Origin of the sequence: Streptococcus sp. HMSC36C04, from assembly GCF_001839535.1 — a bacterium.
In the GTDB taxonomy this organism is placed as follows: domain Bacteria; phylum Bacillota; class Bacilli; order Lactobacillales; family Streptococcaceae; genus Streptococcus; species Streptococcus hominis.
Window position 1 is genome coordinate 138,714 of record NZ_KV841606.1, and the last position, 20,364, is coordinate 159,077.

Here is a 20,364-nt window from a genome sequence, read left to right on the forward strand (position 1 = left end):
AAGAGAGCCCTTACATTTTTCTGAAATTTGTTCTTTTTACAACGTGTCCTTTGCCACATAAATATATGTATCTTAATTCATATTCACTCGATGCCATTCATTGATGACATAGGCCAATTGCCCAACTTGCGTAATACCAACACCACTGATTTCATCACTCTCTGAAGTCGTTCCTCCCAATCCTGCTGTATAAAGGGCAATCAAATAAGGCTTTTCCTCACACACAACTGCATCTACATTTAATGCCTCTGCAACATAACCTGGCTTTTGGTAGATTGGAATGTCTCTTACATATCGTTTATAGTATTCGTTTGGAAAAGATTCACCGATATAATACAAAAGATCTTTATACTTTTCCTGATGTTTCCAAAGGTAATCCAAAACCTGAATATAATAATCCGTCGTTGTTTGATTCTGTTGGTTGATTGTCTTAATCTCGCCCTTTCCTTTTCCATAGCGCTGATACATCGTATAGGCTTTATCCAAGCCACCTAAGCGTTCCGCTAAAGCATAAGCAGGTGTATTTTCAGAATAGAGAAGAGAGTATTCCTGCATCTCAGGAATGTTCATTGTCCCATTAAATGCCGCTACGTAATTATTGTGTTCACCGATATATTCATAGCGAGTATGTGTAATATCAAACCGCTCGGTTAGTGATAAATTTCCCTTTTCTACCTCATCAACGACCAACATATTTAATGGCAATTTGTAAGTTGAGCCTGCTGTCATCGGCTGCGTCTCATTCATAGCATAGGTTTGCCCACTCGTTAAATCCTTATAAGAAAATGCAACTTGTGAATGATCAATTCCCATCTCATCTAGATACGCCTGTACGACTTGAACCAAATTTAGATTGGCATAATCATAATACAAACCATAAGCTCCCATTACCGGCAAATCAGCTTCCATGACTTTCTGCTTTTCTTCCATACTTTTTGTTGGAACACGAGTAGTTGCTGGTTTCGACTCTTTTGACGAACTTTTTTTCTTTTCTTGACTAACTGTGTAACTTTTAGCTACCTTCGTATGATGTGGCTTTCTAGCTTGCCCAAAGTGCACAGCACTTAACACCAACACACCACATATCATAAAGCAACCAATCAAACAAAGAATTATTGTCTTTTTACTCACGCACTTCTCCTAACTTATATACCTCATTATATAGGAAGAATAAAAAAATAACAAGATATGATAAACAGAATCATTAACTATTTTCAACTTCCTTTATTGTATATATACAGTATAAACTAATAATTCTAGTTCATTTAAAAAAATCCCAAATGATAGCTCTGATCCCCTGAATGGTAAAACTATCTCAGCTAGTCTGCTAAAAAGTGATAAAAAATCAATTTATTTTAAAATTTTCTTGAACATGATACTCTTTTTCAAATGTTTTTTGAGAGACGACTCGGTGATTGGTTACATCCAAATAATCATCAATATACCCTAGCACATACATGCCATAACCAGCAAATCCACCGCCTACTGTTCCAAGTGCGCCAATTTTTAAATTTTCTAGCGTAGAAGGATTTAGTCCTGCCATTAAAATCCGAAGATGATCATCCAACCAATATAAATAATTTTTAGCAAAAGCTTCTTTCACCCAATCAGGCTGTTCAGTTTCTTTGCCAATTTTCCAAACATCAGCTACTTGATTTTTATATATTGCTTTCATGGTATTCTCCACTTTTTGATTTATTCTTACCTTAATAAAAGTCTTCCATTTTTATAGGATAAATTGAGGTAAAAAATATAAGCAAACAATCATCACTACAACCGACAACATAACAGCCGACAGCAATGTGAGCCTCTCATTAAACTTCAATATTTTTATGCAGATAAATGTATAGACTGAACTCATCACATAAGTCGCAACAATAGCATAAAGCTGCTTTAAATCGTGTGACCAATAGTCTAAAAGCAAGGTTCCTATTAAGCCACCTAAAATCCATAGTTGTAGTTTCTTTAAATAAGTCATATATTCCTACTTTCTAATCATCTCATCTTTTACGTTTCCAGTACATCATTTCACAGACGTAATTAATCATATCACTAAGAGATTGCTATTTATTGTTACAAATCAAACTGTCTATATGAAGCAATGAAAAAGTTATTATTCGTGTTCTAATACATTTTTATATAGGTTTGTATTAGCTAGGTTAAAATATATACCGTATATTTGATAAACCTCTTAATCTCTTCAACTGATTAGACTGAACCTCTGATAAACGAATATTCTTCTCAATCAGCTTTTGAGAAAGAGCAAGATTCATACGACTTAATATAAATGGAGTTGCTATTTCCTGCTTTTTCAACTCTTCACGATAAGATAACAAGACTTTCTTCAAATCGGGATTCGTCAAATTTGAAAGCAGCTCGTCAATAATAGTGACTGCTTCATCTCGTCTCTCTTTGCCACCTGAAAACCAGTTTATCTCTACCATCAGATTTTCCTCTTTCAATTTATAAAATTGACTTTTAAAATTGTTCAATTGAAATTATCTTGAACATAATTTAAGTATAACCATTTTCTTGGTTTTGTAAATATTAAATTCTTAAACAGTAGCTTTGACATCTTGAATGGTATTTTTTAATCATTTAAGACATCAGAACGACCATTTAAGATTAAAATGCTCTTTTTCTTGCGCTTTTTGAGAAAATAACATTACAAAACGAAAGGAAAACATTATAGTGAATTTTAAAAAATCATTTGTTCCGCAAATAGATGCTAGAGATTGTGGTATTGCTGCTCTGGCTTCCATTGCTAGATACTATGATTCAAATTATTCTTTAGCACACTTGAGAGAGCTCGCAAAGACAGACAAAGAAGGGACAACTGCACTTGGAATTGTCAAAGCAGCAAAAGAAATGGGCTTTGAAACCCGACCAATCCAAGCAGACATGACATTGTTTGATACAGAAGAGCTTCCCTATCCTTTCATCGTACATGTCAACAAGAATGGCAATCTTCAGCACTATTATGTCGTTTATAAAAACGAGAAAAAGCACTTGCTTATCGGTGATCCTGATCCAACTGTCAAAATAACTAAGATTAGCAAAGAACAATTTGTAAAAGATTGGACTGGTGTTGCTATCTTTCTCGCACCGAAACCTAGCTATAAACCTCATAAGGATAAGAAGAACGGGCTTGCTAGCTTTTTACCACTCATCTTTAAACAGCGTTCTTTGATTTTTTATATTGTCTTAGCTAGTTTGCTCGTGACCCTCATCAACATTGTGGGCTCCTATTATCTGCAAGGTGTTTTGGACGAATACATCCCAAATCAGATGAAATCAACTCTTGGGATTATTTCAATTGGGCTTATCATTGCCTACATCTTACAGCAAATGATGAGTTTTTCAAGAGACTACCTGCTAACAGTTCTCAGTCAACGATTAACAATTGATGTGATTTTGTCTTATATTCGGCATATTTTTGAATTACCAATGTCCTTTTTTGCGACGAGACGCACTGGGGAGATTATTTCTCGTTTTACAGATGCCAACTCCATTATTGATGCTCTAGCTTCAACTATCCTGTCTCTCTTTCTTGATTTGTCCATTGTGATGATTGTCGGCAGTATTCTTTTACTGCAAAATGCCAATCTCTTTTTACTCACCTTGCTTGCAATTCCTATCTACGCTCTCATTATTTTTGCTTTTATGAAGCCTTTTGAAAAAATGAATAACGATGTTATGCAAAGCAATGCTATGGTAAATTCTGCCATTATCGAAGATATCAACGGAATTGAAACCATTAAATCTTTAACCAGCGAAGAAAGCCGTTACCAAAAGATTGATAGCGAGTTTGTTGATTATCTGGATAAGACTTTCAAATTAAGTAAATATTCTATTATGCAGACAGCACTCAAACAAGGAGCACAATTTATTTTGAATGTGGTCATTCTCTGGGTTGGAGCTTCTTTAGTCATGTCTCAAAAGATTTCAATTGGTCAGCTGATTACTTTCAATGCTCTCCTTTCATACTTTACTAGTCCGCTTGAAAGTATCATCAATCTTCAAACCAAACTGCAATCAGCTAAAGTTGCCAATCATCGACTGAATGAAGTTTATCTGGTAGAATCCGAATTCAAAACCAAGCAAGTCCTTACGGAGAAAAAATTCTTAGCTGGAGACATTACTTTCCATAACGTCTCCTATAAATACGGCTTTGGACGAGATACTTTATCAGATATTAGTTTGACTATCAAGAAGGGAGATAAAATTAGTCTTGTCGGCGTCAGCGGTTCGGGAAAAACAACACTTGCTAAGATGATTGTTCATTTTTATGAGCCTTATCAAGGGCAAATTCGCCTCAATGGAAATGAACTCAAGACGATTGACAGGAAAGTTCTTCGGCAATATATCAACTACCTGCCTCAGCAAGCTTACATCTTTAGCGGTTCCATTCTAGAAAACCTCACATTAGGAGCCAATCAAGCAGTTTCTCAATCAGACATTCTTCGTGCTTGTGAAATTGCAGAAATCCGCTCAGACATTGAACAAATGCCTCTGGGATACCAGACAGAATTGTCTGACGGAGCTGGATTATCTGGTGGACAAAAGCAACGAATTGCACTTGCACGCGCTCTGCTGACGAAATCTCCTATTCTCATTTTAGATGAAGCAACGAGTGGATTAGATGTTTTAACAGAGAAAAAGGTCATTGATAATCTCATGAAATTACCCGACAAAACCATTATTTTTGTTGCTCATCGTCTCAGCATTTCAAAGCGTACAAATCAGATTATTGTCCTCGACCAAGGAAAAGTGATTGAAACTGGTTCTCATACTGAATTGATAGGAAGAAAAGGTTTTTATTATCATCTATTTAATAAATAAGGAGTAAATTATGAATCCCAATCTGTTTAAAAGTGCAGAATTTTATCATCGAAGATACCACAACTTTGCGACTGTTCTCATTCTGCCTTTGGCATTCTTCGTTCTATTTCTTGTCCTCTTTTCCTTTGTCGGGCAAAAAGAAGTGACTGTCAAATCCATTGGCGAAATCACACCAACGAAAGTCATTGCCATGATTCAGTCAACCAGTGACAATACGGTTCTGACCAATCATTTAGCTGAAAATAAGACCGTCACCAAAGGAGAGTTGTTGGTTCAATATGCAAAAAATATGGAAGTCTCTCAACAAACAGCTATTAAAACTCAACTTGCAACTTATCAACGACAAAAAGTTGGCATAGAAACACTTAAATCGAGTTTGCATCAAGGGATAAATCTTTTTTCGGGTGAAGATGAATTTGGCTATGCTAATACTTTTAACAATTTTATCAAGCAATCGCAGGATCTATCATTAGGAATTTCAAAAAGCAATATCGAAGTCAGTAAACAAGCTTCTTTAACCAACCATACGATTGCTGCTATTGATGATCAAATGAACGAATTAACAAAACAAATGAATGATTATCATGAACTGTATCATGCCATTTCTAGCAACGCTTCAAATTTGCCCCAAAATAATCCTCATCAAGCAACCTTTAACCTATATAAAAATGAATATCAAGTCAAACCTGATCCGTCAACTACAAATCAATACCTATCTCAGATTAATACGAATATATCCAACCTCAAATCTTCCCTAGCCAATCTAAAGATTCAAAAAGCTGGTACTGGAACTGCAACAACCTATGACAATAGCCTTTCGACTAAAATTGAGGTGCTTCGCACACAATTTATCCAAACAGCAGACCAACAGTTAACAAGCCTTACGACCCAAATTACCGATTTGCAAAATCAATTGAACCAAGCAAATGCTCAACTTCAAAATAATCAACTGACTGCTCCCGAAACAGGGATTCTTCATATCAGCAGTGCGCTCAAAGGGAAGTCTTTACTCCCCAAAGGAACGGAAATTGCTCAGATCTATCCAGATATCACGAAAACAAAAGAAGTTCTTATCACCTATTACGTGCCTTCAGCCTATATGACCAATTTAAAAAAGGGACAAACTTCCCGACTTATCTTAGAAAAAATTGGAAATCAGACAATCACTATTATCGGTAAAATTAATAGCATTGACACTTCTGCTACTGAAACAAAACAGGGAAACCTGTTTAAAATCACTGCAAAAGCTTCCGTATCTAAAAAAGATAGCCAGATCTTGAAGTACGGTTTGCAAGGACGAGTAACGAGTGTCATTGCGAAAAAATCATTCTTTCATTACTACAAAGATAAACTGCTCAATAATGTCGAATGACTGTTTAAGGATTTTACTCATCAGAAGATTGTCTTATATGATAAGACATTTTACAAAGAGGAAAAATTATTATTGTCGGAGAAAATATTGATTATGAGCTATTATTTAAAAATCATTATCTCGTTTTTGGCGTGATTGACAGAACAAACAATCATTCTCTGAATTTCCTCAAACAACAAATCTGGTTTTATTTGGAAAAAATTTATAGGTAATTTTACTATAACAGAAAAAACGAACCTTATCAGATTCGTTTTTTCTATCTCATTGCACACCTTATTTTGCTGCTACGTACAATTCATTGACCTTGTTCCAGTTGATGACTGAAAAGAAGGCTTTGATGTAATCTGGACGAACATTGCGGTATTTCACATAGTATGCATGTTCCCAAACATCAATTCCTAAAATTGGTGTCTTTCCTTCAGAGATTGGTGTGTCTTGATTAGCAGTTGAAGTCACTTCTAATTTGCCGTCTGGATTGACCACTAGCCAAGCCCAACCTGAACCAAAGCGACTTGTCGCAGCTGTTGTAAATGCTGCTTTGAAGTCCTCAAATGAACCAAATGTTGCTTCAAGGTCTGCTGCTAATGCTGCTGACGGCTCTGTCTTTTCTGGTGTCATCAATTCCCAGAAAAGAGCATGGTTGAGATGACCACCACCGTTATTGATAACAGCTTGACGAATATCCGCTGGAATGGTTTCTACATCTGACAAAAGTTGCTCCAAATCCTCACCGATTTCAGGGTGTTTTGCCAGAGCCGCATTTACATTATTGACATAAGTATTGTGGTGTTTGTCATGATGCAAGTGCATCGTTTCTTCATCAATATATGGTTCCAAAGCATCGTAAGCATAAGGTAGATCAGGTAAAATAATTGCCATTGGTTTGTTCCCCTTTTTCATTTTATATGAAAATGATAACGTAGACCAACAAAATTTTCAACTTATTTGCTTATAAGTTGTGGGTAGCAATCTTTAATAAAGCCAAGTCAAAGAGGTAACCTTTCTCATAAACTCCAGACTTGATTTGGTAATCTGTTTCAATCAAGCAAGCAAGTGCTTTTTTCAGAAAATCAAGCTGTAAAGAACGCACATCACGCAAAGCATATTTGATTTGAAAAGGATTCACCTTTCGTCCCAAATAACTGGACAAATCCGCTACAATCTGACTTTTGTTACGTCCATTTTCAAAGAGAATTTTCACTTGTGTGAATATGCGGAACTGTCCCAGCATAATCGCAATCAACTTGATTTCGTCTTCACCTTGCAAGGTCAAATCTCGTACCAAGCTTCTCGCTGCATCTACCTTTTGCTGCAAAATCATCTGGGTAAGATCAAAAATATTATCCTGTAAAGTTTTTGGAATTGCTTCAGCAATGTCATCGCTTGTAATGATGCCATCTTTTTTATAATCCTTTAAAAAAGCTAAGTTTTTACTAATTTCACTAAAATCGGAACCAGACTTAATAAGCAATTCTTCTAAAACTTGCGAACGAAGTTCTAACCCCTGTTCTTGAACTTGCTTACTAAAGTAGGTGCGTAATTCTTGTTCTTTGGGCTCACTTGCTTCAAACACTTTGCCATCCCGTTTGAGCAGCTTTACAATTCGTCGTTTGCTGTCCAACTTCCCTTCTGCAAAAATGACCAATTTCGTTGTATCTGCAGGATTCTCCAAATATTGCTCAAAAGATTTTAGCTCATCATCCGTCAAATAGCGTTTTTTAGTTGTTGTCAGATCCAAAAAATGATCCAAAATGACGATCTTCTCTTCAGAAAAGAAGGGCAAACTCACTAGATCAATCTCCACATCTGGATAAACGGCTTCTTTCATATCAAAGTAAGCCATATTTAAATCTGCAGCATCATATTGAATTTGACGTAAAAATTGTGATTTCATCAATTCAAATTGCCCTGTATCATCACCAGTCAAAATTGTCAGATTAGGTAAATTTGTCACATTTACTGTTTTAATCTCTTCAATCGCTAACACAATGACCTCCTTTTATGAGGTTTCTTTTCTAACATACCTTTTATTCTATCAAAAATCTTAAAAATAAGATAGATTAGTATCTCAAACCAACTCCGTCCCAGTCACATCCTGCTTAATCTTACCAGCTTTCATGAGTCCACCAAGAGCTTTCTTAAACTGTCCCTTGGAAATACCGAAAGTAGCCTTGATGTCCTCCGGAGCTGACTTATCATTGAGGGTCATGAAGCCACCATTGGTCTCCAGATAAGTCAGAATCATCTGGGCGTCATTTTCCAGCATCTCAAAAGAGCGAGGTTTGAGCGAAAGGTTTAAAGTCCGATCCACCTCTCTAAAACCAATGACACGCGCATCCAAGACCTGACCTAAACGCGGCTCTGTGTAACGCTCGCTGGGGTGGATAAAGCCCAGCATATTATTTTCAGGCAGATAGACAAAGGTTCCAGATAACTTCAAACGATAAACAATAGCCGGCCAATTTTGATTTTGCATATTATTATAAGCTGGACGAGCTAATTTCTGGAAATCTTCTTGGTAGGCTAAAAGCCCCCAAATGCGATCTTTTTTGTCTACATCCAGACGAATATAGAGGCAGTCGCCTTTTTTAGGCCAAAGTTCTTTTATTTCTGGCAAAATGTCAAGAGACACTACAATTTGCTTATCTGGAAGTCCTGTGTCAACAAAAACACCTAAGTCCTTGCGAACATCAGTCACTGTTCCCCAGCCAAAAGTCGTCTGGGTCGCTGTTACATCAAGAGTCGTCAAGCGAAGTTTCTGCTTCATGTCGCTGTAGGCAAAGCCCTTGACCGATTCGCCCAACTGATGCTTACCCTCTTCTTTAGCTAAAGCATACGTTTGCCCGTCTTTTTGGACAAAGTAAAAACGATCATTTTCATCGGTTACAAGACCTGTTATAAATGTTGCAAGATTTGTATTCATTTTTTATCTTTCTATCGTTTGAAGTAGATATGAAACATGTCTTCCCACTTCAAAAGAAGAAGCTGGAACAAAAGTGTTCAGCTTCCTTTGTTTATATAGTTATCATTTCTAAGACGCAGTAGTTTGGAGAAACTATGTTGACTTTAGTCAACTAGAGTTTCCCATACACAATTAATGGCACTTTAGTGCCTAATCAATCACTACTGAGTGAGCTCTAACTCATTGATCAATCAACTTTTACAGCCCTACTCGACTTTACGGAGATGGGACGACAAAATCAAGTTTCTAGGAAACGACTGATTTCTGTCCCATTCTCTTTGCTTTCTATTTTTTACTACATATAGAGAAAAGCTTACACTTCAATCAATTCTTTTTCCTTGCTGGCAGTCATTTCATCAATATGCTTAACTGCTTCATCTGTCACCTTTTGAATATCTTTTTCAAGTGTTTTCAATTCATCTTCAGTAATTTCTTTTGCTTTTTCTTGCTTTTTAGCTTCATCCATGGCGTCACGGCGGATATTACGAATAGCAATTTTAGCATTTTCGCCGACTTTCTTCACTTCCTTAGCAAGATTACGGCGAGTTTCTTCTGTCAAAGCAGGAATAACCAAACGAATAACTGTACCGTCACTCGCAGGAGTAATACCAAGGTCAGAAGCATTGAGTGCATGCTCAATATCCTTGATAGAAGATTTGTCAAACGGCGTCACCAAAAGGACACGCGCTTCAGGAATCGTGATAGACGCGATTTGATTGAGTGGAGTTTCCACTCCATAATACTCAACTGAAATCCGATCCAAAAGGCTGGCGTTCGCACGACCAGCACGAATGCTGCCAAATTCACGCGCCAAACTTTGGTGTGATTGTGTCATTCTTTCTTTCGCCTTTTCTACAATTGCATTTGCCATAAATTATTCCTCTTCTTTTTCTACATTATTTGAAACGGTTGTTCCAATTTGCTCACCAAAGACAACGCGTTTGATATTACCAGGTTCGTTCATATTAAAGACAACAAGGTCAATGTCATTATCCATTGAAAGAGTTGAAGCTGTTGAATCCATGATACGAAGGCCTTTGTTAATCACGTCACGGTGGGTTAATTCATCAAATTTCACCGCAGTCTTATCTTTCTTAGGATCAGCGTTATAAACGCCGTCTACACCATTTTTTGCCATAAGAATTGCATCAGCTTCAATCTCAGCCGCGCGAAGGGCAGCTGTTGTATCTGTTGAGAAGTAGGGAGAACCAACTCCAGCACCGAAAATAACGATACGTCCTTTTTCCAAGTGTCGCAGAGCGCGTCCACGAATATAAGGTTCTGCTACTTGCTGCATAGCAATCGCTGTCTGTACGCGCGTATCCACCCCCACTTGTTGAAGTGAATCCGCCATAACCAAGGCATTCATGACTGTTCCTAACATTCCTGTGTAGTCAGCCTGCACACGATCCATTCCTGCTTCTGCCGCAGGCTCTCCACGCCAGAGATTTCCACCGCCGATAACAAGGGCGATTTCAATACCTAAATCATGTACTTCCTTGATTTCCTCTGCCATTTTTTGAACGGTTGAAATGTTAATTCCGATCCCTTTCTCACCAGCAAGAGCTTCACCTGATAATTTGATTAAAATACGTTTATATTTCGGGGCTACCATTTTTATTCTCCTTATTTTATCTGTACTATTTTACCATATTTTGAGATTTTTATATAGTCAAATTCTGTAAAAAATAAAAATTTCGAGGAAAAAGTAACACTCACAGGATTTAAAAAACTCCATCCGAAGATAGAGTCCCACGATTTGTTTCATGTGTAAAAATCAGAACCTAAGCTAAAAAATCTAATAAAACCTGAGTGAAATCACTCGTTGAAAGCGCAGGAACACCTTCTATCTGACTAGCAAAATCATCTGTCATCTTTTGAAGTGCTAACGCTTTTTCAATCGCTTTTATAATAACTTGCGCAGCTTCGGACCACCCAATGTAATCAAACATCATGCAGGCAGACAACAAGAGTGAACAAGGATTTGCTTTATTTTGATTTGCGATATCAGGAGCCGTTCCATGCGTTGCTTCAAAAATAGCATGACCTGTTTCATAATTGATATTAGCTCCAGGAGCAATACCAATGCCGCCAACTTGAGCAGCCAGAGCATCACTAACATAATCTCCATTCAAATTTGTCAAAGCTACTACTTGAAATTTTTCAGGATTTAATAGAATTTGTTGTAAAAAATTATCTGCAATCACATCTGTCACAATCAATTTCCCAGCTGCTAATTCCTTTGCAAACTCCTTCTCTGCAAGCTCATAGCCCCATTTTCTGAAACCACCTTCTGTAAATTTTTGGATATTCCCTTTATGAACCAGAGTTACGTTTTTTACATTGGCAGATAGAGCATAATGGATCGCTGCACGAATCAACCGTTCACTTCCTTGGCGTGAAATTGGTTTAATGCCAATAGCACTCGTCTTCGGAAAACGAATTTTATCAATTCCCATTTCCTTTTGTAAAAATTGTATCACTTGTTGAGCCTCATCAGACTCACCTTCCCATTCAATTCCTGCATAAATATCTTCGGTATTTTCACGAAAAATTGTCATATTCGTCTTTTTAGGATGTCGTAGTGGGCTAGGAACGCCCGCAAAATACCGTACGGGACGTACACAAGCGTAGAGATCTAGTTCTTGACGCAAGGCAACATTTAAAGAACGAATGCCACCACCAACAGGAGTTGTAAGAGGACCTTTAATCGCAACTAAATGATGCTGGATTGTCGTTAAAGTCTCTTCTGGCAACCATTCTCCTGTCAAACGAAAGGCTTTTTCTCCCGCCAATATCTCTTTCCAAAAAATCTTTCTACTGCTTTTATAAGCTATCTCCACTGCTTTATCCAAGACAAGCTGTGCATTTTCCCAAATGTCATGCCCAATTCCATCACCTTCGATGTAAGGGACAACGGGATTATCAGGAACTAGCAACTGCTTATTCACAAGACGAATTCTTTCTGCCATTTTATCTCCTCCCAATAGGAATATAATGTAAATTTTGAGCGCCAACATAATGAGAGCGAGGTCTAATCAACTTATTATTTTTGCGTTGCTCTTGAATGTGAGCAATCCAGCCAGATACCCGACTCATTGCAAAAATCAATGTATAGATACTACTGTCAATACCTAAAACATGATAAACCGTTGCTGAGTAAAAATCTACATTCGGTATTAAATGCTTGGTGTGCTTCATATAACGTTCGATTTCTTCTGAAATCTGGTACCAAATTTCTTTTTCTGTCCCCTTTGTCAATTCCTCTGCCATTTCTCGCAAATATTTTTCACGAGGATCCTGTGTTTTATAAACACGATGACCAAAGCCCATGATTTTTTCATGTGAGGCTAATTTTCGATCCAAATATGCATTCGTATCGCCCTCTGCTTTAATTTCCTTTAACATGTCAAAGACGCATTCATTGGCTCCTCCATGAAGTGACCCTTTTAAAGCGCCGATTGCCGCCGTCACACAAGAATAAATATCGGTTAAAGTGGAAGCACATACCCGCGCTGCAAAAGTTGAAGCATTTAGCTCGTGATCTGCATGAAGAACCAGAGCACGATTGAAAGCTTGAATTTCTAATTCTGTTGGTTCCTGCCCATTTAGCATATATAAAAAGTTCGCCGCAAATCCTAAATCTTTTCTCGGTTCAATCGGAGTTTGTCCCAATCTCAACCTTGTAAATGTTGCAATGATCGTTGGAATCTTAGCCATCAATTGAATACTTTGTTCATAAGTTGCTTCTAGAGACGTCTCTTCGGCATGGATATTATAAACTCCTAAAAGACTAACTGTAGAACGCAATACACTCATTGGATGCAGATGCTTGCGCGATTGGATGAGAATACATTGTTCCACCGCATCACTAATGGCATAATTGGCACGTAAATCGTTCACAAAATGTTTCAATTCAATCTGAGTTGGCAAACGCAAATTCCAAAGTAGGTAAATGACTTCTTCAAAACTTGCATTATTCTCCATCAATTCGGAAATATTATAGCCTGCATAAGAAAGAGTATCATCTATAATCTGACTGATACGAGTCTCACAGGCAATCGTATCTTTTAAACCATTGCTTTGTGTCATTGTTTCACCTCTTGCAATTTCTTTCTAACCACCATTGGTAAAATCCCTCCATTTTCATAATAACGAATATCCGCGTCTGCATCAAAACGAAGACGTGCTTTAAATCGTGTGATTCGATCGCCTTCTTTTGCAATAACCGTTATGATTTGCCCTACCTGTGGCTCTTTCGGCAATTGAATATCAAACGTTTCTTTTCCAGTTAATCCAAGATTTTGAGCATTTTCGCCGTCCAAATATTGAAGAGGAAGAATGCCCATCATGACTAAATTGGAGCGGTGAATTCTTTCAAAACTTTCAGCTAAAACCACTTTAACACCCAAAAGATTTGCTCCTTTAGCTGCCCAATCACGACTAGAACCCATACCATAATCGCGACCTGCCAAAATAATCGTATCCACTTTTTCTTTCTTATAACACATAGCAGCCTCATAAATCGGCATCAGTTCACCCTTATACTTTGTATAACCACCAAGTTTTCCAGCTGCTAGTTCATTTTTTATCCGAATATTGGCAAAGGTGCCTCTCATCATCACTTCATGATTCCCGCGACGACTACCATAAGAATTAAAGTCTTGATAGCTTACACCATGTTCCTCTAAATATGATGCTGCTGGACTATTTCTAGCAATATTTCCTGCTGGAGAAATATGGTCTGTCGTAATTGTATCTCCAAATTTTGCTAAAACAGCTAGATTTTTCAACGGTTGAATGCTTGTATCATCTTCCAAGCCATCAAAGTAAGGAGGATTTTGTATATAAGTAGAAGCTTGATTCCAGTGATAGATTTTCGATTTTGTCGTTGGAATTTGATTCCATTTTTCACTATCAGTAAAAACATGCTCATACTCTTTTTTAAACAAACTACTGGTAACGTATTTTTGTACATAATCTGCTACCAAATCATGATTTGGCATAAGATCCATGAAGTAAACAGGTAGTCCATTTCTATCATATCCAAGCGGTTCACTTGTTAAATCAATATTTGTATTCCCAGCTAAAGCATAAGCGACCACCAGTGGCGGACTGGCTAAAAAATTTGCTTTAACCAAAGGATTGATTCGTCCTTCAAAATTCCGATTACCTGATAAGACTGCACTAGCAAGTAAATCCGTATCCGTAATTGCTTTTGCCACTTCTGGTAACAAATTTCCAGAATTGCCAATGCAAGTGGTGCAGCCATATCCAACAACATTAAAACCTAATTTGTCCAGATAGACTTGGAGACCACTCTCCTTCAAATAGGCCGTAACAACCTTACTGCCTGGTGCAAGTGATGTTTTGACTGTCTTTGAAACACGCAATCCTTTTTCCACAGCATGTTTAGCTACTAAGCCTGCCGCCATTAAGACATATGGGTTGGAGGTATTGGTACAACTAGTAATTGCTGCAATAGCGACATGACCCGTTTTAATTTCTTCTTCATAATCGTCAAACAATACCGTCGCTGTTTTCCTCAATTCCTCTCTCGGCAAACCAAAACCTCGAACACCCGCTTCTCGGATAAGACTCGCTTGAAATTCTTGCTTAGCATTTGTCAATTCAATTAAATCCTGTGGCCGTTTGGGACCAGAAATACTTGGAACAATGGTGGATAAATCAATCTCAACAACTTTTGAATAAATTGGCTCCACTTTTTCATCATAAAATAGATGATTCTTTTGAGCATAGAGCTTCGTTAACGCAATATGTTCTTCTTTCCGATTTGTTAGTCGCATATAACGAAGTGTCTCTTCATCAATAGGAAAGTAACCGCAGGTTGCTCCATATTCTGGCGCCATATTTGCAACTGTTGCGCGGTCTGCCAAACTAAGTGTTGCTAGTCCTTCCCCAAAATATTCCACAAATTTTCCAACTACATTTTCTTGTCGTAATCGTTGCGTTACTTTTAAAGCTAAGTCTGTTGCCGTTGCAATCTTGGGCAATTCCCCAACTAAGTGTACACCAATCACTTCTGGAATCGGAAAATAGGAGGCTTCTCCCAACATAGCAGCTTCTGCTTCAATTCCTCCAACTCCCCAACCAAGAACCCCTATTCCATTGATCATTGTTGTATGACTGTCTGTTCCAAACATTGAATCTGGATAAAGCATGCCGTCTTTTTCAATAACAACATCACTAAGGAATTCAATATTAACTTGGTGAATAATCCCAGTTGCAGGTGGAACTGCACGATAATTATCAAAAGATTGCTCAGCCCATTTCAAAAATTCATACCGCTCATTATTACGTGAAAATTCTTTTGTTATATTTTCTTTCAAAGCAGTCTCACAGCCATAACAATCAACTTGCACACTATGGTCAATAACTAAATCCACAGGAATTTCAGGATTGATAAGCTCTGGGTCTCCCCCATTTGTTACAACTGCATTGCGCATACTTGCCAAGTCAACAACAACTGGTACTCCCGTAAAGTCCTGTAAAATAACACGACTTGGTTTAAAGGGCACTTCACCTTTCGGTTTAACAGCTTGATAGTGCATTAGATTTTCTATGTGATGTTTTCTTACAGCATCACCATCTTCTTTTCGCAACAGACTTTCTAATAACATGCGAATAGAATAAGGAAGACTGTCTAAGTTTCCACCCATATCTAATGCCGCTTTTTCGAGATCAATATAGCTATATTCTTGATTTCCTTGATATAATATAGATTTGTATCTTACCATGAGAAACCTCCCGCTAGGAATAATTATTTTATATTATACAATTTTACGAAAATTCATGCAATAGTTTTTATAAAAATATGTAAGAAAATATAACATTACCGGTTTTTACTTACTATTTCACATATGTATTCGCCAAAAAATCCAAAGCATAAAAAAGCGATGAATTCATCAATCCAACGCTTTTGATTTTATCAAAAGAAAAACTCCATCCGAAGATAGAGTTTTAGATTCTAAATTAAAGTGTGTTAACATCAACCTTAATACCCACACCTTGAGTAGTGGTGATAGTAAGATTTGTCATGTAAGTTCCTTTTACTGTAGCCGGTTTAGCTTTTGCAATCACATCGTGGAATGCTTTGAAGTTTTCAACCAACTTATCAGCATCAAATGAAACTTTACCAATGATAGCTTGTACGTTCCCTGCACGATCAGCACGGTAAGTAATTTTACCGCCTTTAGATTCTTCAACCGCTTTAGCAACATCCATTGTTACGGTACCAGTTTTAGGGTTTGGCATCAAGTTACGTGGTCCAAGGATACGTCCAAGACGTCCAACAAGTGCCATCATATCAGGTGTAGCAATTACGACATCAAAGTCAAGCCAGCCACCGTTGATTTTTGCAACGAGGTCATCTTCACCAACGAAGTCTGCACCAGCAGCTTTTGCTTCTTCTGCTTTTGCACCACGTGCAAAAACAAGCACACGTTGGGTTTTACCAGTTCCGTTTGGAAGAACCATTGCACCACGGATTTGTTGATCCGCTTTTTTCACATCAATGTTCAAGTTATAAGCAACTTCTACAGTTGCGTCAAATTTTGCAAAGTTTGTTTCTTTTGCAAGTGCTACAGCTTCTTCTACGCTGTATGCTTTTGTGCTGTCGATTTTTTCAAGAGCAGCACGAAGTTGTTTGCTTTTTTTAGCCATTTTCTATTCTCCTTGTAAGTGGTTCAATCGATTTTCATCTCCCACGTCCTTCTCGTCTGATGAAGTCTTGCGGGTTTGGGTGTTATTGATTAGTCAACAACAGTGAATCCCATAGAACGAGCAGTACCTTCGATCATACGCATTGCAGACTCAAGGTTTGCAGCGTTCAAATCTGGCATCTTAGTTTCAGCAATTTCTTGTACTTGTGCACGAGTAACTGTTGCAACTTTTGTTTTGTTTGGTGTACCTGATCCTTTTTCAACACCTGCAGCTTTTTTCAAAAGAACAGCAGCTGGTGGTGTCTTTGTTACGAAAGTAAATGATTTATCTTCGTATACAGAGATGACAACTGGAATAATCATGCCAGCTTGATCAGCTGTGCGAGCATTGAACTCTTTCGTAAATCCCATGATGTTGATACCAGCTTGACCAAGCGCAGGACCAACTGGTGGAGCTGGAGTAGCTTTACCAGCAGGGATTTGCAATTTTACAAGTTTTTCGACTTTTTTAGCCATTTTTAAATCCTCCTTTGTGGTTTTGGCGGTAACGTAATATTTTTACCTCCCACAAGTATGCTTATGCATACTTTTCTATTATACACTAAACCTGCTAAATTGCAAGAAAAAACACGAAAAATTTTTCTATCTTTCTCCAGTTTTTATGGTAAAATAAACTTATGACATTATTAAAAATCGCATCTATTTTATTTATCTTTTTAACCATTATTTTAACCATTATTATCACTAAATTATTTCGCCTGAAACGGTTTGGCTTGAATTTTGCGGATCTGGCTTTTCCACTTTTTGTGTTGGAATTCTATATCATCTCTGATAGAGCTTTCTACCACAGTCTCTTGCCAGAATTGGCGTTAGCTCTCTCTGCTTTAGCAATTGCCATTACTGTCTACTTTCTTCGAGTTAAACGCAGTTTTTACTATCCTAAGTTCTTTAAATTTTTCTGGCGAGCTGGTTTTATTTTGACCTTCTTTCTCTACCTCGCCATGGTGATTGGCTTATTTTTAGCAAAATAATAAAAAATATCGGACAGACTCATCTGCTTCCGATATTTTTATATTTAATATTTTGTTGAGAACTTATCAAATAGAGCAAATAACTTATTTGTTATGAATTGGAACAATCTCATAAGTGATTCTAACATCAAGGAGAGAATGACTGTGAGGATAATGGTAATCGGTGAGATTTTGGATAACAAAAAGATAGAGTGAAATAACAAGCCTGAAATCACCAAACCGATGATGTTAAAGAGTACGACAATGGTTTTCATTCGATTGAGCGGCTGAATAAGCTTGATGATGATAATGAAACCAACTACTGCTAATAAGATAACAGACGATGTCGCCACTTCTTGCGTAGATAACCGAAAAATCCGACCACAAGCCATGACAATCAAAACGGCTAGTAAATCAACAAAAGCTGCTGGTATGGCATTCTGTAAAACCGTTCTGATAAAACGCCCTCGAATGCGCTGCTTATTAGGCTCCAAAGCTAACATAAATCCGGGTATACCAATAGTGAACGCACTAATCAAGGAAACTTGTGATGCCTGCAAAGGATAGGTAAAAGCAAACAAACTAGATAAGATAGCAAGGGAAATAGAAAAAATATTTTTCACAAGAAATAAACTAGCGGAACGCTGAATGTTATTGACAACCCTACGTCCTTCTGTCACAATATGCGGCATATGCGAAAAGTCAGAATCCAGCAAAACAACTTGTGCAATCTGTTTGGTAGCATCGTTGCCAGATTCCATAGCAATGCTGCAATCTGCAATCTTCATTGCTAAAATATCATTTACACCGTCACCTGTCATTGCAACTTTATGTTGATTAGCTTGAAGTGCTTGAACTAATTTTTGTTTCTGTTGAGGGGTCACTCGACCAAAGACCGTATATTTTTCAACTGCTTGAGTGATTTTTTCATCAGTATCCAAGTTTTGCGCATCTACATAATTTTCAGCATGAGGAATCTCTGCTTTGGTAGCCACTGCAGCAACTGTGACAGGATTATCTCCTGAAATAACTTTGACTTCCACACCTTGAACATCAAAATATGAAAAGGTCTCGGCTGCATTTTCTCGAATTGGATTTTCTAATAAGATGAAGAGTAGGGGTTCTACTGTTTGAGTCAAATCACCTGTAAATGGCTGATCTTTTGATTCAGCAAAAACAAGAACGCGTGAGCCGCTTTCTGCATATTGTTGAAAATAGCTGCGATATTCTTCCAGCTTTTCTTTTAATACAAACTCTGGAGCACCTAAAATAAAATTGTCTTCTTTGAAAGAAATAGCACCAAACTTGGTCTTTGAACTAAACGGAAGGGCCTTCACTACGGTCCAAGCCTTTTCTACTACTTCTGAAGCAAAAAAGTCTCGAATTGCTACAATCGTTTCATTTTCATCTGGACTTGCTGCCAAATATTGTTTAAGAGCTTCCTGTGAGGCATTCTTGTCTTGCTGAACAGAGAGTACTTGTGCAACTTTCATCGTATTTTCCGTAATGGTTCCTGTCTTATCTACACACAAAACATCTACACGAGAAAGAGACTCAATCCCTTTCATACTATTTAATAAAACCTGCTGTCTTGCTAGACTAGCTGCTCCCAAAGCCAGCGCCAGAGTCATCAAAAGATAAAGCCCCTCTGGAATCATACCGATAATAGCTCCTACCGTGGAGACAATACTAACTTGAAAACTTTCGTGATTGGTCACATAACTTTGGAAAAATAGAAGAAGCCCTAAAGGAATAATCAAAAATCCAATCACTTTAACCAGATTATTGACCGAACGTACCATTTCCGATTCTTCTTTTCCAGAGACTTCTTTTGCTTTCAATGTCAGTTGATTGATGTAGGATTCATCGCCTACTTTTTCCAAGCGAGCATAGGCTTTGCCAGATACGACAAAACTGCCTGACATGACAGTATCATCTATTTGCTTTGCGATTTCATCTGCTTCTCCTGTCAACTGTGATTCATTGACTTTCAATTCACCTGATACAATCTTAGCATCTGCATAGATTTGGTCTCCTGTCGAGAAAAGAACGATATCATCTTGTACTAAATCTTTTGTCTCTAGTTGGATTTCTTTACCGTCTCGCACTGCAATCGCTGTGTAGTGATGAAGTAACTGCATGTTGCTCAATATTTTGCGCGCTCTAAGCTCTTGAACAATTCCAATCAAAGAATTGATAATAACAATAGGTAAAAAAAGTAAATTATTCCATGATTGTACAATAACTAGCAACATAGCAAGGACAAAAAATATAAAATTAAAATAAGTAAACACATTCGACTGAATGATTTGCCAAGTTGTTTTTTCCGTGCTAACCGTTACTTCGTTGACCAAGCCTTTTTGAATTCGTTCTTCAACCTCTTGTTGGCTAAGCCCTGTGTATATCTGTTCTGACATATAGCCTCCATTCACAAATCATATTAGTATTCTATCAAAAAAGTCCGGTTTAAGTCATAGAAAACTTACAGAATTGAAA

18 protein-coding genes are annotated in these 20,364 nt (G+C 37.5%); 3 read left to right on the forward strand and 15 right to left on the reverse strand.

Going from position 1 to position 20,364, the window contains the following annotated elements; translation table 11 throughout:
* Nucleotides 1-72: 72 nt before the first annotated feature.
* From HMPREF3249_RS08745 to HMPREF3249_RS08760, 4 genes are all read right to left on the reverse strand, one after another.
* Nucleotides 73-1,131: a serine hydrolase gene (locus HMPREF3249_RS08745; RefSeq protein ID WP_081317633.1), complete on the reverse strand. Its 1,059-nt coding sequence runs from the start codon at nt 1,129-1,131 to the stop codon at nt 73-75.
* Between the two features lie 214 nt (nt 1,132-1,345).
* A complete protein-coding gene (locus HMPREF3249_RS08750) occupies nt 1,346-1,675 on the reverse strand; it encodes a hypothetical protein (protein ID WP_003028191.1) in 330 nt (109 codons plus the stop codon).
* A gap of 51 nt (nt 1,676-1,726) precedes the next feature.
* Nucleotides 1,727-1,978 carry a hypothetical protein gene (locus HMPREF3249_RS08755; RefSeq protein WP_022525199.1) on the reverse strand — a complete coding sequence of 84 codons (252 nt, stop codon included), beginning with the start codon at nt 1,976-1,978 and terminating at the stop codon, nt 1,727-1,729.
* A 181-nt stretch (nt 1,979-2,159) separates the two neighbouring features.
* Nucleotides 2,160-2,444: a bacteriocin immunity protein gene (locus tag HMPREF3249_RS08760; protein WP_059220523.1), complete on the reverse strand. Its 285-nt coding sequence runs from the start codon at nt 2,442-2,444 to the stop codon at nt 2,160-2,162.
* Between the two features lie 247 nt (nt 2,445-2,691).
* Between HMPREF3249_RS08760 and HMPREF3249_RS08765 the strand changes: the two genes are divergently transcribed.
* Together HMPREF3249_RS08765 and HMPREF3249_RS08770 are read left to right on the forward strand one after the other, a co-directional pair.
* Nucleotides 2,692-4,842, forward strand: coding sequence for a peptide cleavage/export ABC transporter (locus HMPREF3249_RS08765; RefSeq protein WP_059220521.1), 2,151 nt, complete (start codon nt 2,692-2,694; stop codon nt 4,840-4,842).
* A 10-nt stretch (nt 4,843-4,852) separates the two neighbouring features.
* A complete protein-coding gene (locus tag HMPREF3249_RS08770; protein ID WP_059220519.1) occupies nt 4,853-6,214 on the forward strand; it encodes a bacteriocin secretion accessory protein in 1,362 nt (453 codons plus the stop codon).
* 273 nt (nt 6,215-6,487) lie between these two features.
* Here HMPREF3249_RS08770 and HMPREF3249_RS08775 read toward each other — a convergent pair whose 3' ends face one another.
* The 10 genes from HMPREF3249_RS08775 to rplK form a co-directional block, all read right to left on the reverse strand.
* Nucleotides 6,488-7,093: a superoxide dismutase gene (locus HMPREF3249_RS08775; protein ID WP_022525198.1), complete on the reverse strand. Its 606-nt coding sequence runs from the start codon at nt 7,091-7,093 to the stop codon at nt 6,488-6,490.
* Between the two features lie 70 nt (nt 7,094-7,163).
* Complete coding sequence (holA, locus tag HMPREF3249_RS08780; protein WP_059220516.1) at nt 7,164-8,201, reverse strand: DNA polymerase III subunit delta; 1,038 nt, start codon at nt 8,199-8,201, stop codon at nt 7,164-7,166.
* An 81-nt stretch (nt 8,202-8,282) separates the two neighbouring features.
* The gene (gene cvfB, locus HMPREF3249_RS08785) at nt 8,283-9,137 is read right to left on the reverse strand and encodes an RNA-binding virulence regulatory protein CvfB (RefSeq protein WP_003028203.1); all 855 of its coding nucleotides are present in this window, start codon (nt 9,135-9,137) and stop codon (nt 8,283-8,285) included.
* Nucleotides 9,138-9,489: 352 nt separating this feature from the next.
* Entirely contained in the window at nt 9,490-10,047 is a 558-nt protein-coding gene (gene frr, locus HMPREF3249_RS08790) for a ribosome recycling factor (RefSeq protein ID WP_003028205.1), read from the reverse strand.
* 3 nt (nt 10,048-10,050) lie between these two features.
* Nucleotides 10,051-10,791, reverse strand: coding sequence for a UMP kinase (pyrH, locus tag HMPREF3249_RS08795; protein WP_003025453.1), 741 nt, complete (start codon nt 10,789-10,791; stop codon nt 10,051-10,053).
* Nucleotides 10,792-10,960: 169 nt separating this feature from the next.
* Nucleotides 10,961-12,163, reverse strand: a complete 1,203-nt coding sequence (icd, locus tag HMPREF3249_RS08800; RefSeq protein ID WP_180363206.1) for an NADP-dependent isocitrate dehydrogenase — start codon at nt 12,161-12,163, stop codon at nt 10,961-10,963.
* A complete protein-coding gene (locus HMPREF3249_RS08805; RefSeq protein WP_059220512.1) occupies nt 12,150-13,268 on the reverse strand; it encodes a citrate synthase in 1,119 nt (372 codons plus the stop codon). The genes icd and HMPREF3249_RS08805 overlap by 14 nt, the downstream gene beginning before the upstream one ends.
* The gene (acnA, locus tag HMPREF3249_RS08810) at nt 13,265-15,934 is read right to left on the reverse strand and encodes an aconitate hydratase AcnA (RefSeq protein ID WP_059220510.1); all 2,670 of its coding nucleotides are present in this window, start codon (nt 15,932-15,934) and stop codon (nt 13,265-13,267) included. Before acnA ends, HMPREF3249_RS08805 begins: the two co-directional genes overlap by 4 nt.
* 235 nt (nt 15,935-16,169) lie before the next feature.
* Entirely contained in the window at nt 16,170-16,859 is a 690-nt protein-coding gene (rplA, locus tag HMPREF3249_RS08815) for a 50S ribosomal protein L1 (RefSeq protein ID WP_003032116.1), read from the reverse strand.
* A gap of 89 nt (nt 16,860-16,948) precedes the next feature.
* Nucleotides 16,949-17,374 (reverse strand): 50S ribosomal protein L11, encoded by a 426-nt coding sequence (rplK, locus tag HMPREF3249_RS08820; protein ID WP_003025466.1) that lies wholly within the window; start codon nt 17,372-17,374, stop codon nt 16,949-16,951.
* A 161-nt stretch (nt 17,375-17,535) separates the two neighbouring features.
* Here rplK and HMPREF3249_RS08825 point away from each other — a divergent pair, with 161 nt between their 5' ends.
* Nucleotides 17,536-17,889, forward strand: coding sequence for a DUF3397 family protein (locus HMPREF3249_RS08825; protein WP_049533623.1), 354 nt, complete (start codon nt 17,536-17,538; stop codon nt 17,887-17,889).
* A gap of 44 nt (nt 17,890-17,933) precedes the next feature.
* Here HMPREF3249_RS08825 and HMPREF3249_RS08830 read toward each other — a convergent pair whose 3' ends face one another.
* Nucleotides 17,934-20,285, reverse strand: a complete 2,352-nt coding sequence (locus HMPREF3249_RS08830; protein WP_059220508.1) for an HAD-IC family P-type ATPase — start codon at nt 20,283-20,285, stop codon at nt 17,934-17,936.
* Nucleotides 20,286-20,364 lie beyond the last annotated feature (79 nt).

Coding starts and splice junctions, on each gene's coding strand:
- HMPREF3249_RS08750 (WP_003028191.1), bottom strand. CDS start 1,675: ATGAAAGCAATATATAAAAATCAAGTAGCTGATGTTTGGAAAATTGGC.
- HMPREF3249_RS08755 (WP_022525199.1), bottom strand. CDS start 1,978: ATGACTTATTTAAAGAAACTACAACTATGGATTTTAGGTGGCTTAATA.
- HMPREF3249_RS08760 (WP_059220523.1), bottom strand. CDS start 2,444: ATGGTAGAGATAAACTGGTTTTCAGGTGGCAAAGAGAGACGAGATGAA.
- HMPREF3249_RS08770 (WP_059220519.1), top strand. CDS start 4,853: ATGAATCCCAATCTGTTTAAAAGTGCAGAATTTTATCATCGAAGATAC.
- HMPREF3249_RS08775 (WP_022525198.1), bottom strand. CDS start 7,093: ATGGCAATTATTTTACCTGATCTACCTTATGCTTACGATGCTTTGGAA.
- cvfB (WP_003028203.1), bottom strand. CDS start 9,137: ATGAATACAAATCTTGCAACATTTATAACAGGTCTTGTAACCGATGAA.
- frr (WP_003028205.1), bottom strand. CDS start 10,047: ATGGCAAATGCAATTGTAGAAAAGGCGAAAGAAAGAATGACACAATCA.
- pyrH (WP_003025453.1), bottom strand. CDS start 10,791: ATGGTAGCCCCGAAATATAAACGTATTTTAATCAAATTATCAGGTGAA.
- HMPREF3249_RS08805 (WP_059220512.1), bottom strand. CDS start 13,268: ATGACACAAAGCAATGGTTTAAAAGATACGATTGCCTGTGAGACTCGT.
- acnA (WP_059220510.1), bottom strand. CDS start 15,934: ATGGTAAGATACAAATCTATATTATATCAAGGAAATCAAGAATATAGC.
- rplA (WP_003032116.1), bottom strand. CDS start 16,859: ATGGCTAAAAAAAGCAAACAACTTCGTGCTGCTCTTGAAAAAATCGAC.
- rplK (WP_003025466.1), bottom strand. CDS start 17,374: ATGGCTAAAAAAGTCGAAAAACTTGTAAAATTGCAAATCCCTGCTGGT.
- HMPREF3249_RS08825 (WP_049533623.1), top strand. CDS start 17,536: ATGACATTATTAAAAATCGCATCTATTTTATTTATCTTTTTAACCATT.
- HMPREF3249_RS08830 (WP_059220508.1), bottom strand. CDS start 20,285: ATGTCAGAACAGATATACACAGGGCTTAGCCAACAAGAGGTTGAAGAA.